The following is a 14,300-nucleotide window of genomic DNA, read 5'->3' as shown; positions in this document are numbered from 1 at the left end:
TCGCAGCCGGCACGTCCCGGAAGCGGGACCGGATTCCGCTCGAGGAGGAGTCAACGGATGAGCGCTGCCACCCGCGGCAACGAGAACGCACGAATCGATCCTGCCGCCCTTCACCCTTATTTGCTGTTCGCGCGGCGGTACGCGTACTGCCCGCAAGAGACGACGCCGGGCCGGTCCGCGTATACGAACGCCGTCATCATCGTGGAGGCGGGCGAGGGACTGCTGCATCTGGACGACCGGGAATACGCGCTGAAGCCGGGCGCGCTCGTCTATATTCCGGCCGGCGGGATGCATCGCTGGCGGGCGGACGGGGCCGACCCCATGATTCACCGGGAGGCGTATTTCGACTGGCAGCCGCGGCGCCGCCCGTTCGCCGGCGAAGGCGAGTTTTTCCACTACGCCGCCGGATCCGGCGAGCCGGTGCCGGCGTATATGGACGAGCAGCCGGCATTGCGAATCGAGCCCGTGACCGCGGCCGCCGACTTGGGTCTCTGGCTGTCGTACCATGACCGGTTTCTCGAAGCGCCGGGCAAGCGCGGCGGCGACGCCGTCGGGGAGACGATCCGGTGGCGCGGCGAATTCCAGGTCTTTCTGTCGCGCTTCCTGTCGGCGGCGTACCGGGACTTCGCCAGCGGCGGAGATCCCCGCATCCGGGAGCTGCTGCGTCTGGTCGCGAGCCGGCAGGAGCTCGAGGAGCGGGAGCTGCTGCGGTACGCGGCGGAGGCCGGTCTGAAGCGCAGCCGGTTCTATGCGTTGTTCCGCGAAGAGACGGGCCTCTCGCCCAAGCATTACATGATGCTGCGCAAGCTGCAGCGGATCAAGTGCGACCTGCGCCAGTCGGACGCGTCGATTACGCAGATCGCGGAGAAATACGGCTATTCCAGCATCCATGTGCTGTCCAAAAACTTCCGCAAGCATATCGGCGTGACGCCGTCGGAATACCGGCGGCAGAGCCGGCTGTAGCGGCGCGGCGTATCGCCGGGAGCGATGGAGGGCCGCGCGGAGGGAAGACCGTGCGGCGGAGCGGGACCGGGCATGCCGGCTCCCGCGCGGAAGCCCCGGGCAAGGTTGAACTTGCCCGGGGCTTTTTGGCGCGCCGCGGAACGGCGTACGCGTATGGCGTGCCGCGATCGGAGCGCCGACGATTTGGCGTGCGGCCGTGAGCCGGACGGCCACGCGCCCAGCCGCCGCGCGGCGCGGGTTACGGCTTGGCGGCAGCCTCGCCGCCGCGCGCCGGCGCCCGCTCCGCCAGCACGCCGCCGGCGAGGAACGCGCCGAGCGCGAGCAGCAGGCAGACGGCCGAGAAGAGGCCGATTGCCGCATAGCCGCCGAGCTGCGCGTACAGCAGGCCCGAGATCCAGGCGCCGATCGTATTGGCGCCGTTCATGGTCGCGTTGGCCAGGCTGGAGATCGTGCCCCGGATGGAAGCGTTCAGCGACGTCAGCGCCTCCATAATGACGGGGAAGACCATGCCGAGCAGCGCGAAGATCAGCAGGTAGAGCGCCGTCGCGGCCGGCAGGCTGCCGAGATGCGGTCCGAGGACGTACAGCGCGGCGATCAGCGCCAGCCCCGCGGCGGCGGCGTTCGCGCGGCCCAGCTTCCGGGCCGGGTACGCGCCGAGCAGGCTGCCGAGCAGCGTGCCGAGCCCGAGGAACATCATGACCGTGCCGATCTGGCCGACCGGCAGCGCGAAGCGGTCGGCCATCCACTTGCCGGCGAAGGCAAGCGACGCGCCGCTGCCGAGATGGAGCAGCAGGTAGGCGAGAAAGCCGGATCTCGCCCGGCTGCTCGCGGCAAGCGGGGCGTACCGGCGCAGGATCGCCGCGCGGCCGCCCGGCGGCGCGGCCGCCGGCTTCACGTCCGGCATGAGGCGGAAGACGGCCGCGGCAAGCAGCAGCGAGGCGGCGCCGATCGTCCAGAACGGGACGGACCAGTGGGCGGCCGCGAGCCAGCTGCCGATCGGCACGCCGAACGCCTGGGAGGCGGCGAGGCCCGAGAAGGCGACGCCCATCGTCTTCGGAATGCGGGAAGCCGGCATGACGGCCGGGATCGACGCCCACACCTGCGGCGCCGTGAACGCGGCGCTGACGCCGGCCAGGAAGCGGAGCAGGCACATCGTCCAGAAGCCGTCCGCGAAGCCGCACAGCGCGGTCGCCGCGGAGAAGCCGAGCAGGCCGCACAGCATGACCGTGCGGCGGTTCCAGCCGTCGGACAGCGGACCCGCGATCAGGGCGAAGAGGGCGGAGCCGAGCGTGTAGGCGCCGATCATCCAGCCGGCATGGCCCGTCGAGACGCCGAATTCGGCCTGCAGCGTCGGAATCAGGGGCGAGATGAGGAAGGTGTCGGTGCCGATCATGAACATGACGAGGAAGAAAAGGGCGGTGAATTTGCCCATCGTCGAACACTCCTAACGGGTTGAAGTTGCTTGCGCGTCCAGCGTACCGCATAATGGTGACGGAAACTGTCATGAACGCCTGATAAGCTATTGGGGCAATCGAACGAAAGGAGGCGGCCTGCATGCCGAAGTCCAAACGGCTGATGGAACTGATGATGACCGTGAACCGGAAGCGGCGCTTCAAGGTGCGCGAGCTGGCCGACGAATTCGGCGTGTCGACCCGCACGATCCTGCGGGATCTGCAGGAGCTGAGCGAGCTCGGGGTGCCGCTCTATTCGGAGGTCGGCCCGCACGGCGGGTACCAGGTCGTGCGGGAGCGGGTGCTGCCGCCGATCGCGTTCACCGAGGAGGAGGCCGCGGCGATGTTCTTCGCCGTGCACGCGCTGCGCCATTACGCGTCGCTGCCGTTCGAGACGGAATCCGCCTCCGCGCTGCGCAAGTTTTACCTGCACATGCCCGGGGACGTCCGCGAACGGATCGACCGGATGAAGGACCGCGTGGACTTCGTGACGCCGGCGCGCAGGGGCGAGACGCCGCATCTGGCGCTGCTGCTCGACGCCGCCGTCTACCGGAAGGTGCTCGCGATCGACTACGCGCCGAAGGAAGCGGACGCGGAACGCCGGCGGATTCAGCCGGTGTGCCTGTACGCGAACAACGGCTTCTGGTACTGCACGGCGTACTGCTTCGAGCGCGGGGGCTACCGCGTGTTCCGGTGCGACCGGATCCGCGCCGCGGCGCCCGATCCGGACACGAAGCCGCTGGAGCTGGGCGACGTCCGCGACAGCCGGAAGGCCGCCTCCGCGCCGCCGGCGCCCGTCCGCCTGCGCGCCGCGCTGACGCGCGCGGGCGTGCAGCGCTGCGAGAGCGAGCTCTGGCTCGCGCCGCTCCTGGACGTGCGCGAGGACGGAAGCGGGGCGATCGACGCGGACGTGCCGGGCGGCGACCTGGCGTTCTTCGCGGACTTCTTCATCGGACTCGGCGCCGAAGCCGAGCTGCTCGGGCCCGCAGAGCTGAAGGAAGCGATCCGGCGGAAGCTGACCGAGCTGCTGGCGCGCTACTCGTAAGCGCCGGGGCGGCGAGCCGGCCGTCGCGCTCCGGCGGATCGGCGCGGCTTCAGGACTCGCCGCGGCGGCGTCCCGCGGGGAGCGGGGCGGCGGCGGTCCACACGCCCGACAGGACGAGAAGCGCGCCGACGGCCTGCGCCGCGGTCACCGGCACGCCGTCCGCCAGCGAGACGGCCATCGTCACGACCGGAACCGCGTTGAAGAAGACGGAGGTCGGGCCGGCTCCGATTTCCGCCATGCCCTTGTTCCACCAGGAGTAGCCGAGCACGCTCGTGAAGAAGGCCATGAAGGCGATGGCGCCCCAGGAGCCAAGCGGCACGCGTTCGAGCGGAGCGGGGCTTGGCGCGAACTGCGCCGCGGCGATCAGGCAGAGCGCGCCGGCGAGCGTCGAATACGCCGTCGTCGACAGCGCGCTGCCGTCCCGGACGAGCCGCCGCCCCAAGACGCCGTAGCCGGTCCAGCACAGGTTGGCGGCGAAGAGCAGGAGGTCGCCCGCGGAGAACGACAACGTCCGGATCGCGCCCGGCGAGCCGTGCAGGACGACGATCGCGACGCCGGCCAGCGCCGCGCCGAGTCCGGCGGTCTGCCTCGGCGTCATGCGGTCCTTCAGAATGAACCGCCCCGCGACCGACGTCAGCAGCGGATTCAGCGCCATGATCAGCGCGCCGTTGACCGGCGACGTATAGCGAAGGCCCCAGAAGAACAGCGCGCTGAAGCCGAAGATGCCGACGACGCCGAGCGCGGCGTACGCGAGCGCGTTCCGCCTGACGGGAGCGAAGCGGATGCCTTCCGTGGCGTGGAGCAAAACGAGCAGCGCCGGAGCGGCCAGGCCGAACCGCCACGCCGCGGCGGCGAGCGGCGAGAAATAGCCGGCCGTGTACTTCGCCAGATCGAACGATGCGCCGGTGAAGACGGAAAAGCCGGCGAGCATCGCGTAAATTTTCAATCGTTTCATCGTCGGCGTTCCCTTTCCGGACGGCCGGCCGTCGAGGCCGGGCCGCGCTTGCATCAAAAAAGCCGGATTGCTCCGGCTTCGGCCGGGCGAACGGCGCGCATGCCCGATCCTAAAGGCCGCGCGCGCCGGTTCGCCCTTAGTCCTTTCCCCGCGCCTTACCGGCTGGTGAAGATTTGAAACGTCACGCCGAACCGGTCCGTTACGACGCCGTAGGACGGGCTGAAATGGATCTTCCGAAGCGGCATGACGATCCGGCCGCCATCGGCAAGCGCGTCGAAGAACCGGCGCGACGTCTCGGCGTCGGGCACCGTGAGGCAGACCTGGACGCGGCCGCCGTCCGGTCCGGCAGTTCCGGGGAACGCGTCCGCGACGAACAGGTCGGCGCCGCCTAGCTTCAGGACGGCGTGCGCGACGCGGTCCTTCGCGGCGTCCGGGACGGGGTGGCCGGGATCGGCCGGTCCCTCGCCGAACGTTTGGGTAAAGGCGATTTCCGCGTCCAAGGCGCGCGCGTAGAACGCGATCGCGGCCTTCGCCTCGCCGTCCAGCAGAATGAACGGAGTAGCTTGATAAGTCATGCTGAATCCTCTCCTTCGCGAGTCGTGTATGGCCCGCAGCCGCTTGGCCGGGGCTCGATGTCGAGTATAAACCGCAATCGTGACAAGGTTTGTCATGGATTATCGGATTCGGGAATAAAACGGACGTTCAGGATAACCGCTTGTCCGATATATGCCTTGACAGGAATATTCCCTTCGAGGTATATATAAATAGAACCCCGAGCGAATCGGGAAGGCTACATCCATTATGCAGATACGGAGGTTTGATCATGAGCGACAACCAAGCGGCCGCCGGCGCCGCGGCCAACGAATTCGTCGTTGCGCGCACGTTCGACGCGCCGCGCGAGCTGGTGCTCCGGGTATGGGCGGAGGCGAAGCACTTGGAGCGGTGGTGGGGACCGAAGGGGCTTTCGGTCAGCGCCGCGCAGCTCGATTTCCGGCCGGGCGGCCGGTTCCATTACGTCATGCGCACCCCGGACGGCCATGAAAATTGGGGCTTGTTCCGTTTCCTGGACATTGCCGAGCCGGAACGGATCGTGTTCGTCAATTCCTTCTCCGACGCGGAGGGCGGCGTCGTCCGTCCGCCGTTCGAAGAGGACTGGCCGCTCGAAATCCTCCACAGCGTCACGTTCGCCGAAGCGGGCGCCCGCACGACGATCCTGCTCAAGAGCAGTCCCCTGAACGCGACGCCGGAAGAGGAGTGGGTCTTCCGAAGCGGCTTCGCGTCGATGGAGGAAGGCTACGGAGGCACGTTCGATCAGCTGGAGGCTTATTTGGCCGAAGCGTAACCCCTGCCGCCGGCGACCGGAGCTTGGCCGGCGGCCGGAACTTTAAACTTTTAAGGAAAAAGCTTCCACCCTGCATGCGTTTGGGAATCCGCAGCCGCGCCCGGCTGCGGATTTTTGCGCTTTCTTGCGACTTCGCCCGTCGAAAGCCGCGCGGAAACGGCTATGGTTCGACAGCGGCGCGAAAGCGGGGCGTGGGTCGCTCGGCTCAGGCGCGAAGCCGCTGCCCTTAATTGCCGTCCTAAACGGCCCCGCGGCGGCGCTGCGCCAACGATCCGGCATGAAAGCGCCCCGAATCCGCTAGGCGCTTTTTAGGGGGAATGGGCGTGGACATCCGGAGGGATGGGACGTTCTCCCCAATTTATTTTCGTGTCAGGTTTCGAGCAATTTATCGCCGACTTCTTTATATAATGCGGAGGTACGCGGGCGGACGGCGGCGTTAAGCCGCCGACGGCCGCGATTCGAAGGGAGGAGGCCGGCACGTGTTGGACGAGATCCTCAAGTTGAAAGAAGAAGGGCTGACGCAAAAAGCGATCGCGGATAGGCTGGGCCTCAGCATCGGGAAAGTGAAATACCAGCTGGCCAAGCTCGGGGGACCGAGGAACGGACGCGGCGGGGATGAAGGCGAAGCGGCGGGACGAAGCGCCGAGCCGGTCGACAGCGAGGCTGCCGAACAAGCGCTCGCGGAAGCGGCTCATGCGGCAAACGAAGCCGCGGCGGCGTCCGCGCCGGCGCCGGCCGACGGCCAGTCCGCTTGGCGGGCCGTCGTGGAAGCGGCCTACGCCGAAAGCGCTGCCGCCGCTGCCGCGCCGGCGCCGGCCGAAGGCGAGGCCGCGTGGCATGACGCCGCCGACGCCAACCGCGGAACGGCCCGCGCCGAGGACGACCGGCTCGTCATGCTGGCGAAGGACCCCGGCACGCTCTACGTCTATTGGACGCTCACGGAGCGCCGCATCCGGATGATCGAGGAGCATTTCCACTGCGCGTGGGACGAGCTGCCCAAGCTGCTGCGGGTGTACGACGTGTCCTATACGTCGTTCAACGGAGACAACGCGAACCATTACCGCGACGTTCGGATCGACGGGCGCGCGGACAATTGGTTCGTGCGCGGACTCTCCGCCGGAACCGTCTTCTGCGCCGATCTCGGCACGACGGCCTTGGACGGCCGGTTCGTCGCCGTGCTTCGTTCCGGCACGGCGGAGACGCCGGCCCTGCACGAGCGGCTTCGGCCTTGACGCGCCTTCCCCGCGGACGCCGCGGGCGGAGATCGATCGCATCGCACCTATACGAATCGACCATGGAAAGGAAGGCGCTTGTGGAAAAAGGATCCCTATCGATCGTGCTTCACGCCCATTTGCCGTTCGCGCCGCAGGCGCAGCCCGAGGGCAGCGCGGAGGAGCGCCGGCTGTTCGAAGCGGCGACGGACGTCATGCTCCCGCTGCTGGAAGTCTTGGACGGGCTTGCCCGCGACCGCGTGCCTGGGCGGCTCGCGCTCGCGCTGTCGCCTACGCTGCTGGCCATGCTCTCCGATCCGTCGCTGCAAGCGCGTTATCTCGCGCATCTGGACCGTTTGATCCGACTTGCGGAGCAAGAACCGCTCGTCCGCGAAGAGGCGGACAAGCTCCGCCAGGCCCGGACGCGCTTGACCGATACATACGGCGGCAGTCTCGTCGCCGGCTTCAAGGCGCTGGCGGACGCGGGCCGCCTGGAGCTGGTGACGTCCGCCGCCACGCATGCCTTCCTGCCTTATCTCCGCACGGAGCAGGCGCTCCGCGCGCAGATCGGCGCCGCCGTCCGGGCGCACGCCGCGCTGCTCGGCACCGCGCCGGCCGGCATCTGGCTGCCGGGAGGCGGCTACGCGGACGGACTCGACCGCGTGCTGCGGGAATGCGGGCTCGGCTATTTCATCGTCGAGGCCCATTCGTTCCGGCACGCCGACCCGCAGCCGGCCGGCGGTCTTCACGCGCCGGTCCGGACGCCCGGCGGCATGCTCGCGTTCGCGCGGGATCCCGATACGGACGGCGAAGACTTCGCCGCCGCATGGGCCGGACGGGCGGAGGCGGCGCAGCCGGGGACCGGCAAGGCGCCGGTCGTCACCGCCTGCTTCGACCTCCTGTCCGCGTCCTGGCGGCTTGACGGCGCGGCGCGGCTGGACCGGCTGTGCCGGACGCTCGCCGAAGCGGACGGCCCGCTCGCGCCGACGTCGCCCGGCGCGTATCTGCAGGCGCAGGCCGGCACGCGGTACGAGGAATGCCGCCCGTCGTTCGCGAGCGCCGGAAGCGGCGGTTACGGCGACGCGTGGCTGAACGGCGCCAACCAATGGATCTACCGCCGGCTGCACGAGATGGAAGCGCAGATGATCGGGCTGGCCGACCGGCACGCGGACGCGCGGGGGCTCGTCCGCCGGGCGCTCGACCAGGCCGCGCGCGAGCTGCTGCTCGCCCAGGAGGGCGATCTCGCGCTGCGGATGGGCGACGCCGGCACGAAGGACGATGCCGAGCGCCGGTTCGACGCCCACGCCGGGCGCTTCCGCACGCTTCGCTGCATGCTGCGGGGCGGCATCATCGACGAGCGCTGGCTGCGCGGCATCGAACGGCGCGACGCGGCGTTCCCCGCGCTCGATTACCGGCTGTACGCGTCCGGCGCCGAAGTCCGGACGCTCGGCGCGCGGGTGCCGGCGTCATCGGGACGGGCGCTCCGGGTGCTCATGCTCGCTTGGGAATACCCGCCGTTCGTCGTCGGCGGCTTGTCCAGGCATGTCTATGATCTCGGCCGCAAGCTGGCCGAGCAGGGAACCGAGGTCCACGTCGTCACCTGCCATGCGGACGGCCGCCCGGCATACGAACGGGACGGCGGCGTCCGCGTGCACCGGCTGCGGACGTACCAGCACGAAGGACTGCCGTTCATGGATTGGATTTTCCAGCTGAATCTCGCCATGGCCGATTACGTCGCCGACTTGATCGCGGACGGCGCCGCCTTCGACGTCGTGCACGCCCACGACTGGCTCGTGCACCAGGCGGCCAAGACGCTGAAGCACCGCTTCGGGTTGCCGCTCGTCGCGACGGTCCATGCGACCGAGCACGGGCGGAACCAGGGCATCCGGACGTGGCTGCAGCGCACGATTCACCACCGGGAATGGGAGCTGTGCTACGAGGCGTGGCGGGTCATCGTGTGCAGCCATGCCATGGAGCGGGAGCTCCGGGAGCTGTTTTCCGTGCCCGCGGACAAGCTCGACGTCATTCCGAACGGCGTCGAGCCGGCGCTGATCCAAGCCGCGGACGACGGGTCCGCCGATCGGGCCGCCTTCGCCCTGCCGCACGAGAAAATCGTCTTCTTCGTCGGGAGGCTCGTGCGGGAGAAGGGCGTGCACGTGCTGCTCGAGAGCGCGCCCGAGGTGCTCGCGGCCTGTCCGGACGCGAAATTCGTCATCGCGGGCAAAGGACCGATGCAGGAGGAGCTGCGCGCCCGCGCGGCCGAGCTCGGCATCGGGGACAAGGTGCTCTTCGCCGGCTTCATCGACGACGCGGCGCGCAACCGGCTGCTTCGCGCGGCGTACGCCGCGGCGTTCCCGAGCCTGTACGAGCCGTTCGGCATCGTGGCGCTGGAGGCGATGGCGGCGAACGTGCCGGTCGTCGTATCCGGCACCGGCGGCCTGGCGGAGATCGTCGCGGACGGCGAGGACGGCTACACGGCGCTGCCCGGGGACGCGCATTCGCTGGCGTCCCGGCTGATCCTGCTGCTGCGGGACGAGAACAACGCCGCGGCGATGGCGGCGAACGCGCTGCGCAAAGCCGCGACCGTGTACGACTGGGGCGCGATCGCCGAACGGACGGCGGCCGTATACCGCCGCGTGCTGCGCGAGCAGTCGCAGTTGTACTACAGCCGGGAAGCGGCTGCCGCAATCGAACCGACGGAGGGATCGCGATGAAAGCAGTCATCATGGCGGGCGGCAAAGGCACCCGTCTTCGCCCGCTCACGAGCAACACGCCGAAGCCGATGGTACCGCTGCTGGACCGCCCGGTCATGGAATACACGATCGAGCTGTTGAAGAAGCACGGCATCGCGGACATCGCGGTCACGGTGCAGTACATCCCGGAGGCGATCCGCCAGTATTTCGGCGACGGTTCGGATTTCGGCGTCCGCCTGCACTACTTCGAAGAGCATTCGCCGCTCGGCACGGCCGGCAGCGTCAAGAACGCCGAAGCGTTTCTCGACGAGACGTTCATCGTCATCAGCGGCGACGCATTGACGGATTTCGATCTGACCCGGGCGATCGCGTACCACCGCGAGAAGGAGGCCGTGGCGACGCTCGTGCTGACGCAGGTGGACAGCCCGCTGGAATTCGGCGTCGTCATGACGGATCCGGCGGGGCGGATCGTCCGCTTCCTGGAGAAGCCGAGCTGGGGCGAAGTGTTCAGCGACACGGTGAACACCGGCATCTACATCCTCGATACCGAGATCTTCGGCTATATGGAGAGCGGACGGGAAGTCGACTTCAGCAAAGACCTGTTCCCGGCGCTCATGAAGCGCGGCCGGCCGATGTACGGGTATGTGGCCGAAGGCTACTGGTCCGATATCGGTAATCTGGGGCAGTACCGCCAGACCCAGTTCGACATGCTGGAGGGCAAGGTCGACGTCGCGATCGCAGGACGGGAAGTCGCGCCCGGCGTCTGGGCCGGCGAGCACGCCCTGATCGATCCGACGGCCTCGGTGATCGGACCGGCGTTTATCGGCGACCACGCGTCGGTCGGCCGGGGCGCCTCGGTGTCGGCGCATTCCGTCGTCGGCGCGGGCTCCATTCTCATGGACGGCGTCGCGTTGGACCGGGCGGTGCTGTGGCGCAACAACGTGCTCGACCGGCAGGTGGAGATCGTCGGCGCCACGCTGTGCCGGAACGTGCTCGCCGGCTACGGCGCGTCGGTCAAGGAAGGCGCCGTGCTGGGCGATCACTGCAGCATCGGCGTGAACAGCATCGTGCAGCCCGGCGTGAAAATTTTCCCGGACAAGTCGGTCGAGGACAACGCCGTGCTGAAGCATTCGCTGATCGTGGAAGAGCGCGCCGCCAAGACGATTTTCGGCCGGCGCGGGGTCAAAGGCGTCTGCAACGTCACGATGACGACGGGCTTCGTCGACCGGCTGGCGACCGCGCTCGCGTCTTCGCTCGCAATGGGATCGACGGTCGGCATCGGCCGCGACGCGGCGCCGTTCGCCGAGCTGATCGCGGATACGTTCGCGACCGTCCTGCATGCCTCCGGCATCCATACGTACGATTTCGGCGCGGTGACGTCCTCCATCACCCGCTACGCGACGCGCCATCTGGACTGCGCCGCCGGCATTTACATCCGGGTGTCGGATGCGGACGACGAGGATCAGCTCGTCATCGAGTTTCTGGACGGGCAGGGCCTGCCGATACCGAAGGCGGCGGAGCGGAAGATCGAGAACGCGTTCGTGCAGGAGGACCGCCGCCTGATCAAGCGGGACAAGCTGGGCCGCAAACGGACCTCCCCGCATGCCGGCGCCCTCTACCGCAAGGATCTGCTGGAATCGGTCGACGCCGGCCTCGTCGCGAAGCGCTCCTTCAAGGTCGTGACGGTGTACAACGGGCAAAACCTGAACCAGGTGCTGCCGGAGCTGTTGCACGAGCTGGGCTGCCGCGTCATCCAGCTGAACGGCGTCGTCTCGACGGCGGCCGAGCTGGCGCGGTGGGTCCGCGACAACGAAGCGGACTTCGGCGTACTGCTGGACGCGAACGGCGAACGGCTCGAGCTGGTCACGGAGCGCGGCGGCGTCGCGTCGGACGAGCTGCTGCACATGCTGCAGCTGATGATCCGGCTGCGGACCTCGGCCGACGAGACCGTGCGCGTGCCGGTGCACTTCCCGGGCACGGCGGAGCTGCTGGCGGAGCGGCAAGGCCGGCGCGCGGTCCGTTCGAAAGCGGATACGCGCTCGCTGCTGGAGAGCTGCCAGCATAACGGCTTCCATGCGTACGCGGACGGCATCTACACGGTCGTGCACGCCATGGCGATGCTCGCGGAGCTGGGCCTGTCGCTGTCGCAGCTGGTGGCGACGATCCCGAGCTTCGCGCTGTTCAAGGAGGAGGTCGACTGCCCGTGGACGGAGAAGGGCAAGGTGATGCGCTTCCTGATGGAGGAGACGAAGGGGCAGGACGTCGAGATGATCGACGGGCTCAAAATCTTCCACGATCAGGGCTGGACGCTCATCCTTCCCGACAACGAGGAGCCGATCTTCCAGGTATACACGAACGCGGAATCGCAGCAGGCGGCCCGGGAGCTGGCGGCGGCGTACGCGGACAAAATCCGGCATTACCGCAACGGCTGACCGCATGGGCAGCCGCAAGCGGCAAGCGTCCGGCGCCTTCCCTCATCGGGTCGGCGCCGGACGCTTGCGTTCTCGGCGGCGCGAAGTCCGCGGCAGGATGCGCGGCAGCGGTCATCAAGCCTGTGCGAGCCCGTCAAATTTGTATTATTGTACATATTATATATGTATGATATATTCTGGTTGACCGAACGCGTTTGGAGGTGATTCGGCTGCCCTTCCGACGGCGCAGCAATCCTCTGTCCGCGCTGACCTCGTACGTCCACGAAGAAGCAAGCTTGCCGGTCGGCGCCCACAGCCAGTTCTCAATTCATGATAACGGGAGGTTGTCCGCATGGCTGCTGAACCGCATCAAGGACTTCAGGCTGTTTCCGAGCCCGGCGCATTCACCGAGCTTGACCGGTTCATGTTCGAATCCTGGGGGTATCTCGTCATTCCGAACGTCTTGACCGCCGAGCAGGTCCAGGCGTGCCTCGAAGCGTCCGTCCGTCTGCACGAGAAGGAAGGCACGGAGGGCTGGGCCCAAGTCGGCCGCGGCTTCGAGACGGAGCCGGCGCTCGACGCGCTGGTCGATCATCCGTCCGTCCTGCCGAAGGTCCGGGCGCTGTACGGCGACCGCTTCATTTTGCAATCCGCCTGGTGCACGAAGCAGCCGGCGTTCGGCGGCTTCGGCGGCTGGCATCAGGACGGCTCGGGCGCGTACGATTTCAAGAAGCTCGGCTATCCGGTTCCGCTGCTGCAGCTGCGGGCGTCGTATCTGCTGACCGATCAATCCCTGCCGCGGATGGGCAACATGGAAATGATCCCGGGCAGCCACCGGGCGCAGGTGCCGCTGCCGCCCGACCTCCGCAAGGAGAAGGGCGACCTGCCGATCGGCCACGTCATCTGCGCGCCGGCCGGATCCGTGCTCCTGTTCCACAACGCCGTCTGGCACCGCACCTACGCGCACGACGGCGATTACGACCGCTATACCATGCATTATATTTATAGTCCGCCGTGGGTCCGGTTCTCCGACCGGTTCGCGAACGACCCGGATTACCTGGCGCGGGCGACGCCCGTCCGCCGCTATCTGGCCGGCGAATACGAGCGGCCGGACGCGCCGTTCGGAGCCGGGTACCCGGCGAGCGTCTTCGACGACGAGTAGCGCGCGGCCAATCGCGCGGAAAGGGGAACGCTGCCATCATGAAAGTTCTATTTATCGGCGGAACGGGCTTGATCAGCACGGCCGCTTCGGAGCTCGCGGTACGGCAGGGGATCGAGCTCTATCTGCTGAACCGGGGCAACCGGGGGTCGCGCGTGCCGGCGGGCGCGCGCATCCTCCTCGGCGACATCCACGACGAGCCTGCCATGCGGGAGCTGCTGTCGGACATGCGCTTCGACGCGGTGGTCGATTGGATCGCCTTCAAGCCCGAAGACATCGAGCGCGACGTTCGGCTGTTCGCGGGCAAGACGAACCAATATATCTTCATCAGCACGGTCGCGACGTACCAGCGTCCGCCGAGCCATTACGTCTTCGACGAGTCCGCGCCGCAGCATAATCCCGGCTGGGACTATGCCGTCGACAAAATCGCCTGCGAGGAGCGGCTGCTTCGGGCCTACCGCGACACGGGCTTTCCGGCGACGATCGTGCGCCCCTCGCATACGTACGGCGAGACCGCGATTCCGTTCGCCGTCGCAAGCGGCGCGCATCCGTGGACGCTGGTCGACCGCATTCTGCGGGGGAAGCCGGTAATCGTGCCCGGCGACGGCACGTCGCTCTGGACGATCACGCACAACACCGATTTCGCCAAGGGGCTGGTCGGGCTGCTCGGCAACGACCAGACGCTCGGCCAGTCGTTCCATATCACGTCGGACGAAGTGAAGACGTGGAATCAATACCTCGCCGCCATCGGCCGGGCCGTGGACGCGGAGCCGCGGGCCGTCCATATGACGTCCGAGTGCATCTCCCGGTTTCTGCCCGAATTCCGGGCGGGGCTGTTCGGCGATGCCAGCAACAGCTACGTGGTCGACAACCGCAAGATCAAGACGTTCGTGCCGGGCTATTTGGCGACGACGAACTTCGAACGCGGCATCCGGCAGTCCATCGCGTATTTCCGGTCGCGGCCGGAGCTGCAGACGATCGACGAGGCGCTGAACGCGCGGATGGACCGGGCGATCGCCGCGTACGAGCGGTTTTTGGCCGAGATCGTGTAAGACGGCGCCGCCGGCGCC

The 14,300-nt window shown here is 67.9% G+C and carries 11 protein-coding genes; 8 read left to right on the top strand and 3 right to left on the bottom strand.

Annotation, left to right across the window (positions count from 1 at the left end; genetic code table 11):
* Positions 1-57: 57 nt before the first annotated feature.
* Positions 58-963 carry an AraC family transcriptional regulator gene (locus tag I8J29_RS16985; RefSeq protein ID WP_208848727.1) on the top strand — a complete coding sequence of 302 codons (906 nt, stop codon included), beginning with the start codon at positions 58-60 and terminating at the stop codon, positions 961-963.
* Between the two features lie 238 nt (positions 964-1,201).
* On the opposite strand, the gene I8J29_RS16980 is transcribed toward I8J29_RS16985, so the two are convergent.
* The gene (locus I8J29_RS16980) at positions 1,202-2,395 is read right to left on the bottom strand and encodes an MFS transporter (RefSeq protein WP_208848726.1); all 1,194 of its coding nucleotides are present in this window, start codon (positions 2,393-2,395) and stop codon (positions 1,202-1,204) included.
* Positions 2,396-2,517: 122 nt separating this feature from the next.
* Here I8J29_RS16980 and I8J29_RS16975 point away from each other — a divergent pair, with 122 nt between their 5' ends.
* On the top strand, positions 2,518-3,459 hold the full coding sequence (locus tag I8J29_RS16975) for a helix-turn-helix transcriptional regulator (protein WP_208848725.1): 942 nt from the start codon (positions 2,518-2,520) through the stop codon (positions 3,457-3,459).
* A 49-nt stretch (positions 3,460-3,508) separates the two neighbouring features.
* Here the strand turns inward: I8J29_RS16975 and I8J29_RS16970 are convergent, their stop codons facing one another.
* Both I8J29_RS16970 and I8J29_RS16965 read right to left on the bottom strand, forming a co-directional pair.
* A complete protein-coding gene (locus I8J29_RS16970) occupies positions 3,509-4,414 on the bottom strand; it encodes a DMT family transporter (RefSeq protein ID WP_208848724.1) in 906 nt (301 codons plus the stop codon).
* 155 nt (positions 4,415-4,569) lie between these two features.
* A complete protein-coding gene (locus tag I8J29_RS16965) occupies positions 4,570-4,989 on the bottom strand; it encodes a VOC family protein (RefSeq protein ID WP_208848723.1) in 420 nt (139 codons plus the stop codon).
* A 248-nt stretch (positions 4,990-5,237) separates the two neighbouring features.
* Between I8J29_RS16965 and I8J29_RS16960 the strand changes: the two genes are divergently transcribed.
* The 6 genes from I8J29_RS16960 to I8J29_RS16935 all read left to right on the top strand — a co-directional run bounded on the left by I8J29_RS16960 (position 5,238) and on the right by I8J29_RS16935 (position 14,282).
* Positions 5,238-5,756, top strand: coding sequence for an SRPBCC family protein (locus I8J29_RS16960; RefSeq protein WP_208848722.1), 519 nt, complete (start codon positions 5,238-5,240; stop codon positions 5,754-5,756).
* 479 nt (positions 5,757-6,235) lie between these two features.
* Positions 6,236-6,988: a DUF4912 domain-containing protein gene (locus I8J29_RS16955; RefSeq protein WP_208848721.1), complete on the top strand. Its 753-nt coding sequence runs from the start codon at positions 6,236-6,238 to the stop codon at positions 6,986-6,988.
* 80 nt (positions 6,989-7,068) lie between these two features.
* Positions 7,069-9,681, top strand: a complete 2,613-nt coding sequence (locus I8J29_RS16950; RefSeq protein WP_208848720.1) for a 1,4-alpha-glucan branching protein domain-containing protein — start codon at positions 7,069-7,071, stop codon at positions 9,679-9,681.
* Positions 9,678-12,092: a sugar phosphate nucleotidyltransferase gene (locus I8J29_RS16945; protein ID WP_208848719.1), complete on the top strand. Its 2,415-nt coding sequence runs from the start codon at positions 9,678-9,680 to the stop codon at positions 12,090-12,092. Before I8J29_RS16950 ends, I8J29_RS16945 begins: the two co-directional genes overlap by 4 nt.
* Positions 12,093-12,423: 331 nt before the next feature.
* Complete coding sequence (locus I8J29_RS16940; RefSeq protein ID WP_208848718.1) at positions 12,424-13,233, top strand: phytanoyl-CoA dioxygenase family protein; 810 nt, start codon at positions 12,424-12,426, stop codon at positions 13,231-13,233.
* A gap of 38 nt (positions 13,234-13,271) precedes the next feature.
* Positions 13,272-14,282: an SDR family oxidoreductase gene (locus I8J29_RS16935; protein WP_208848717.1), complete on the top strand. Its 1,011-nt coding sequence runs from the start codon at positions 13,272-13,274 to the stop codon at positions 14,280-14,282.
* Positions 14,283-14,300: the final 18 nt, after the last annotated feature.

Source organism: Paenibacillus artemisiicola (assembly GCF_017652985.1).
Lineage (GTDB): Bacteria > Bacillota > Bacilli > Paenibacillales > Paenibacillaceae > Paenibacillus_Z > Paenibacillus_Z artemisiicola.
This window is presented reverse-complemented; position numbering and strand designations above follow the sequence as displayed.

Bases quoted from the DNA above. Each gene is read 5' to 3' on its own strand.
- I8J29_RS16985 (WP_208848727.1), top strand. From the start codon at position 58: ATGAGCGCTGCCACCCGCGGCAACGAGAACGCACGAATCGATCCTGCC.
- I8J29_RS16980 (WP_208848726.1), bottom strand. From the start codon at position 2,395: ATGGGCAAATTCACCGCCCTTTTCTTCCTCGTCATGTTCATGATCGGC.
- I8J29_RS16975 (WP_208848725.1), top strand. From the start codon at position 2,518: ATGCCGAAGTCCAAACGGCTGATGGAACTGATGATGACCGTGAACCGG.
- I8J29_RS16970 (WP_208848724.1), bottom strand. From the start codon at position 4,414: ATGAAACGATTGAAAATTTACGCGATGCTCGCCGGCTTTTCCGTCTTC.
- I8J29_RS16965 (WP_208848723.1), bottom strand. From the start codon at position 4,989: ATGACTTATCAAGCTACTCCGTTCATTCTGCTGGACGGCGAGGCGAAG.
- I8J29_RS16960 (WP_208848722.1), top strand. From the start codon at position 5,238: ATGAGCGACAACCAAGCGGCCGCCGGCGCCGCGGCCAACGAATTCGTC.
- I8J29_RS16945 (WP_208848719.1), top strand. From the start codon at position 9,678: ATGAAAGCAGTCATCATGGCGGGCGGCAAAGGCACCCGTCTTCGCCCG.
- I8J29_RS16940 (WP_208848718.1), top strand. From the start codon at position 12,424: ATGGCTGCTGAACCGCATCAAGGACTTCAGGCTGTTTCCGAGCCCGGC.
- I8J29_RS16935 (WP_208848717.1), top strand. From the start codon at position 13,272: ATGAAAGTTCTATTTATCGGCGGAACGGGCTTGATCAGCACGGCCGCT.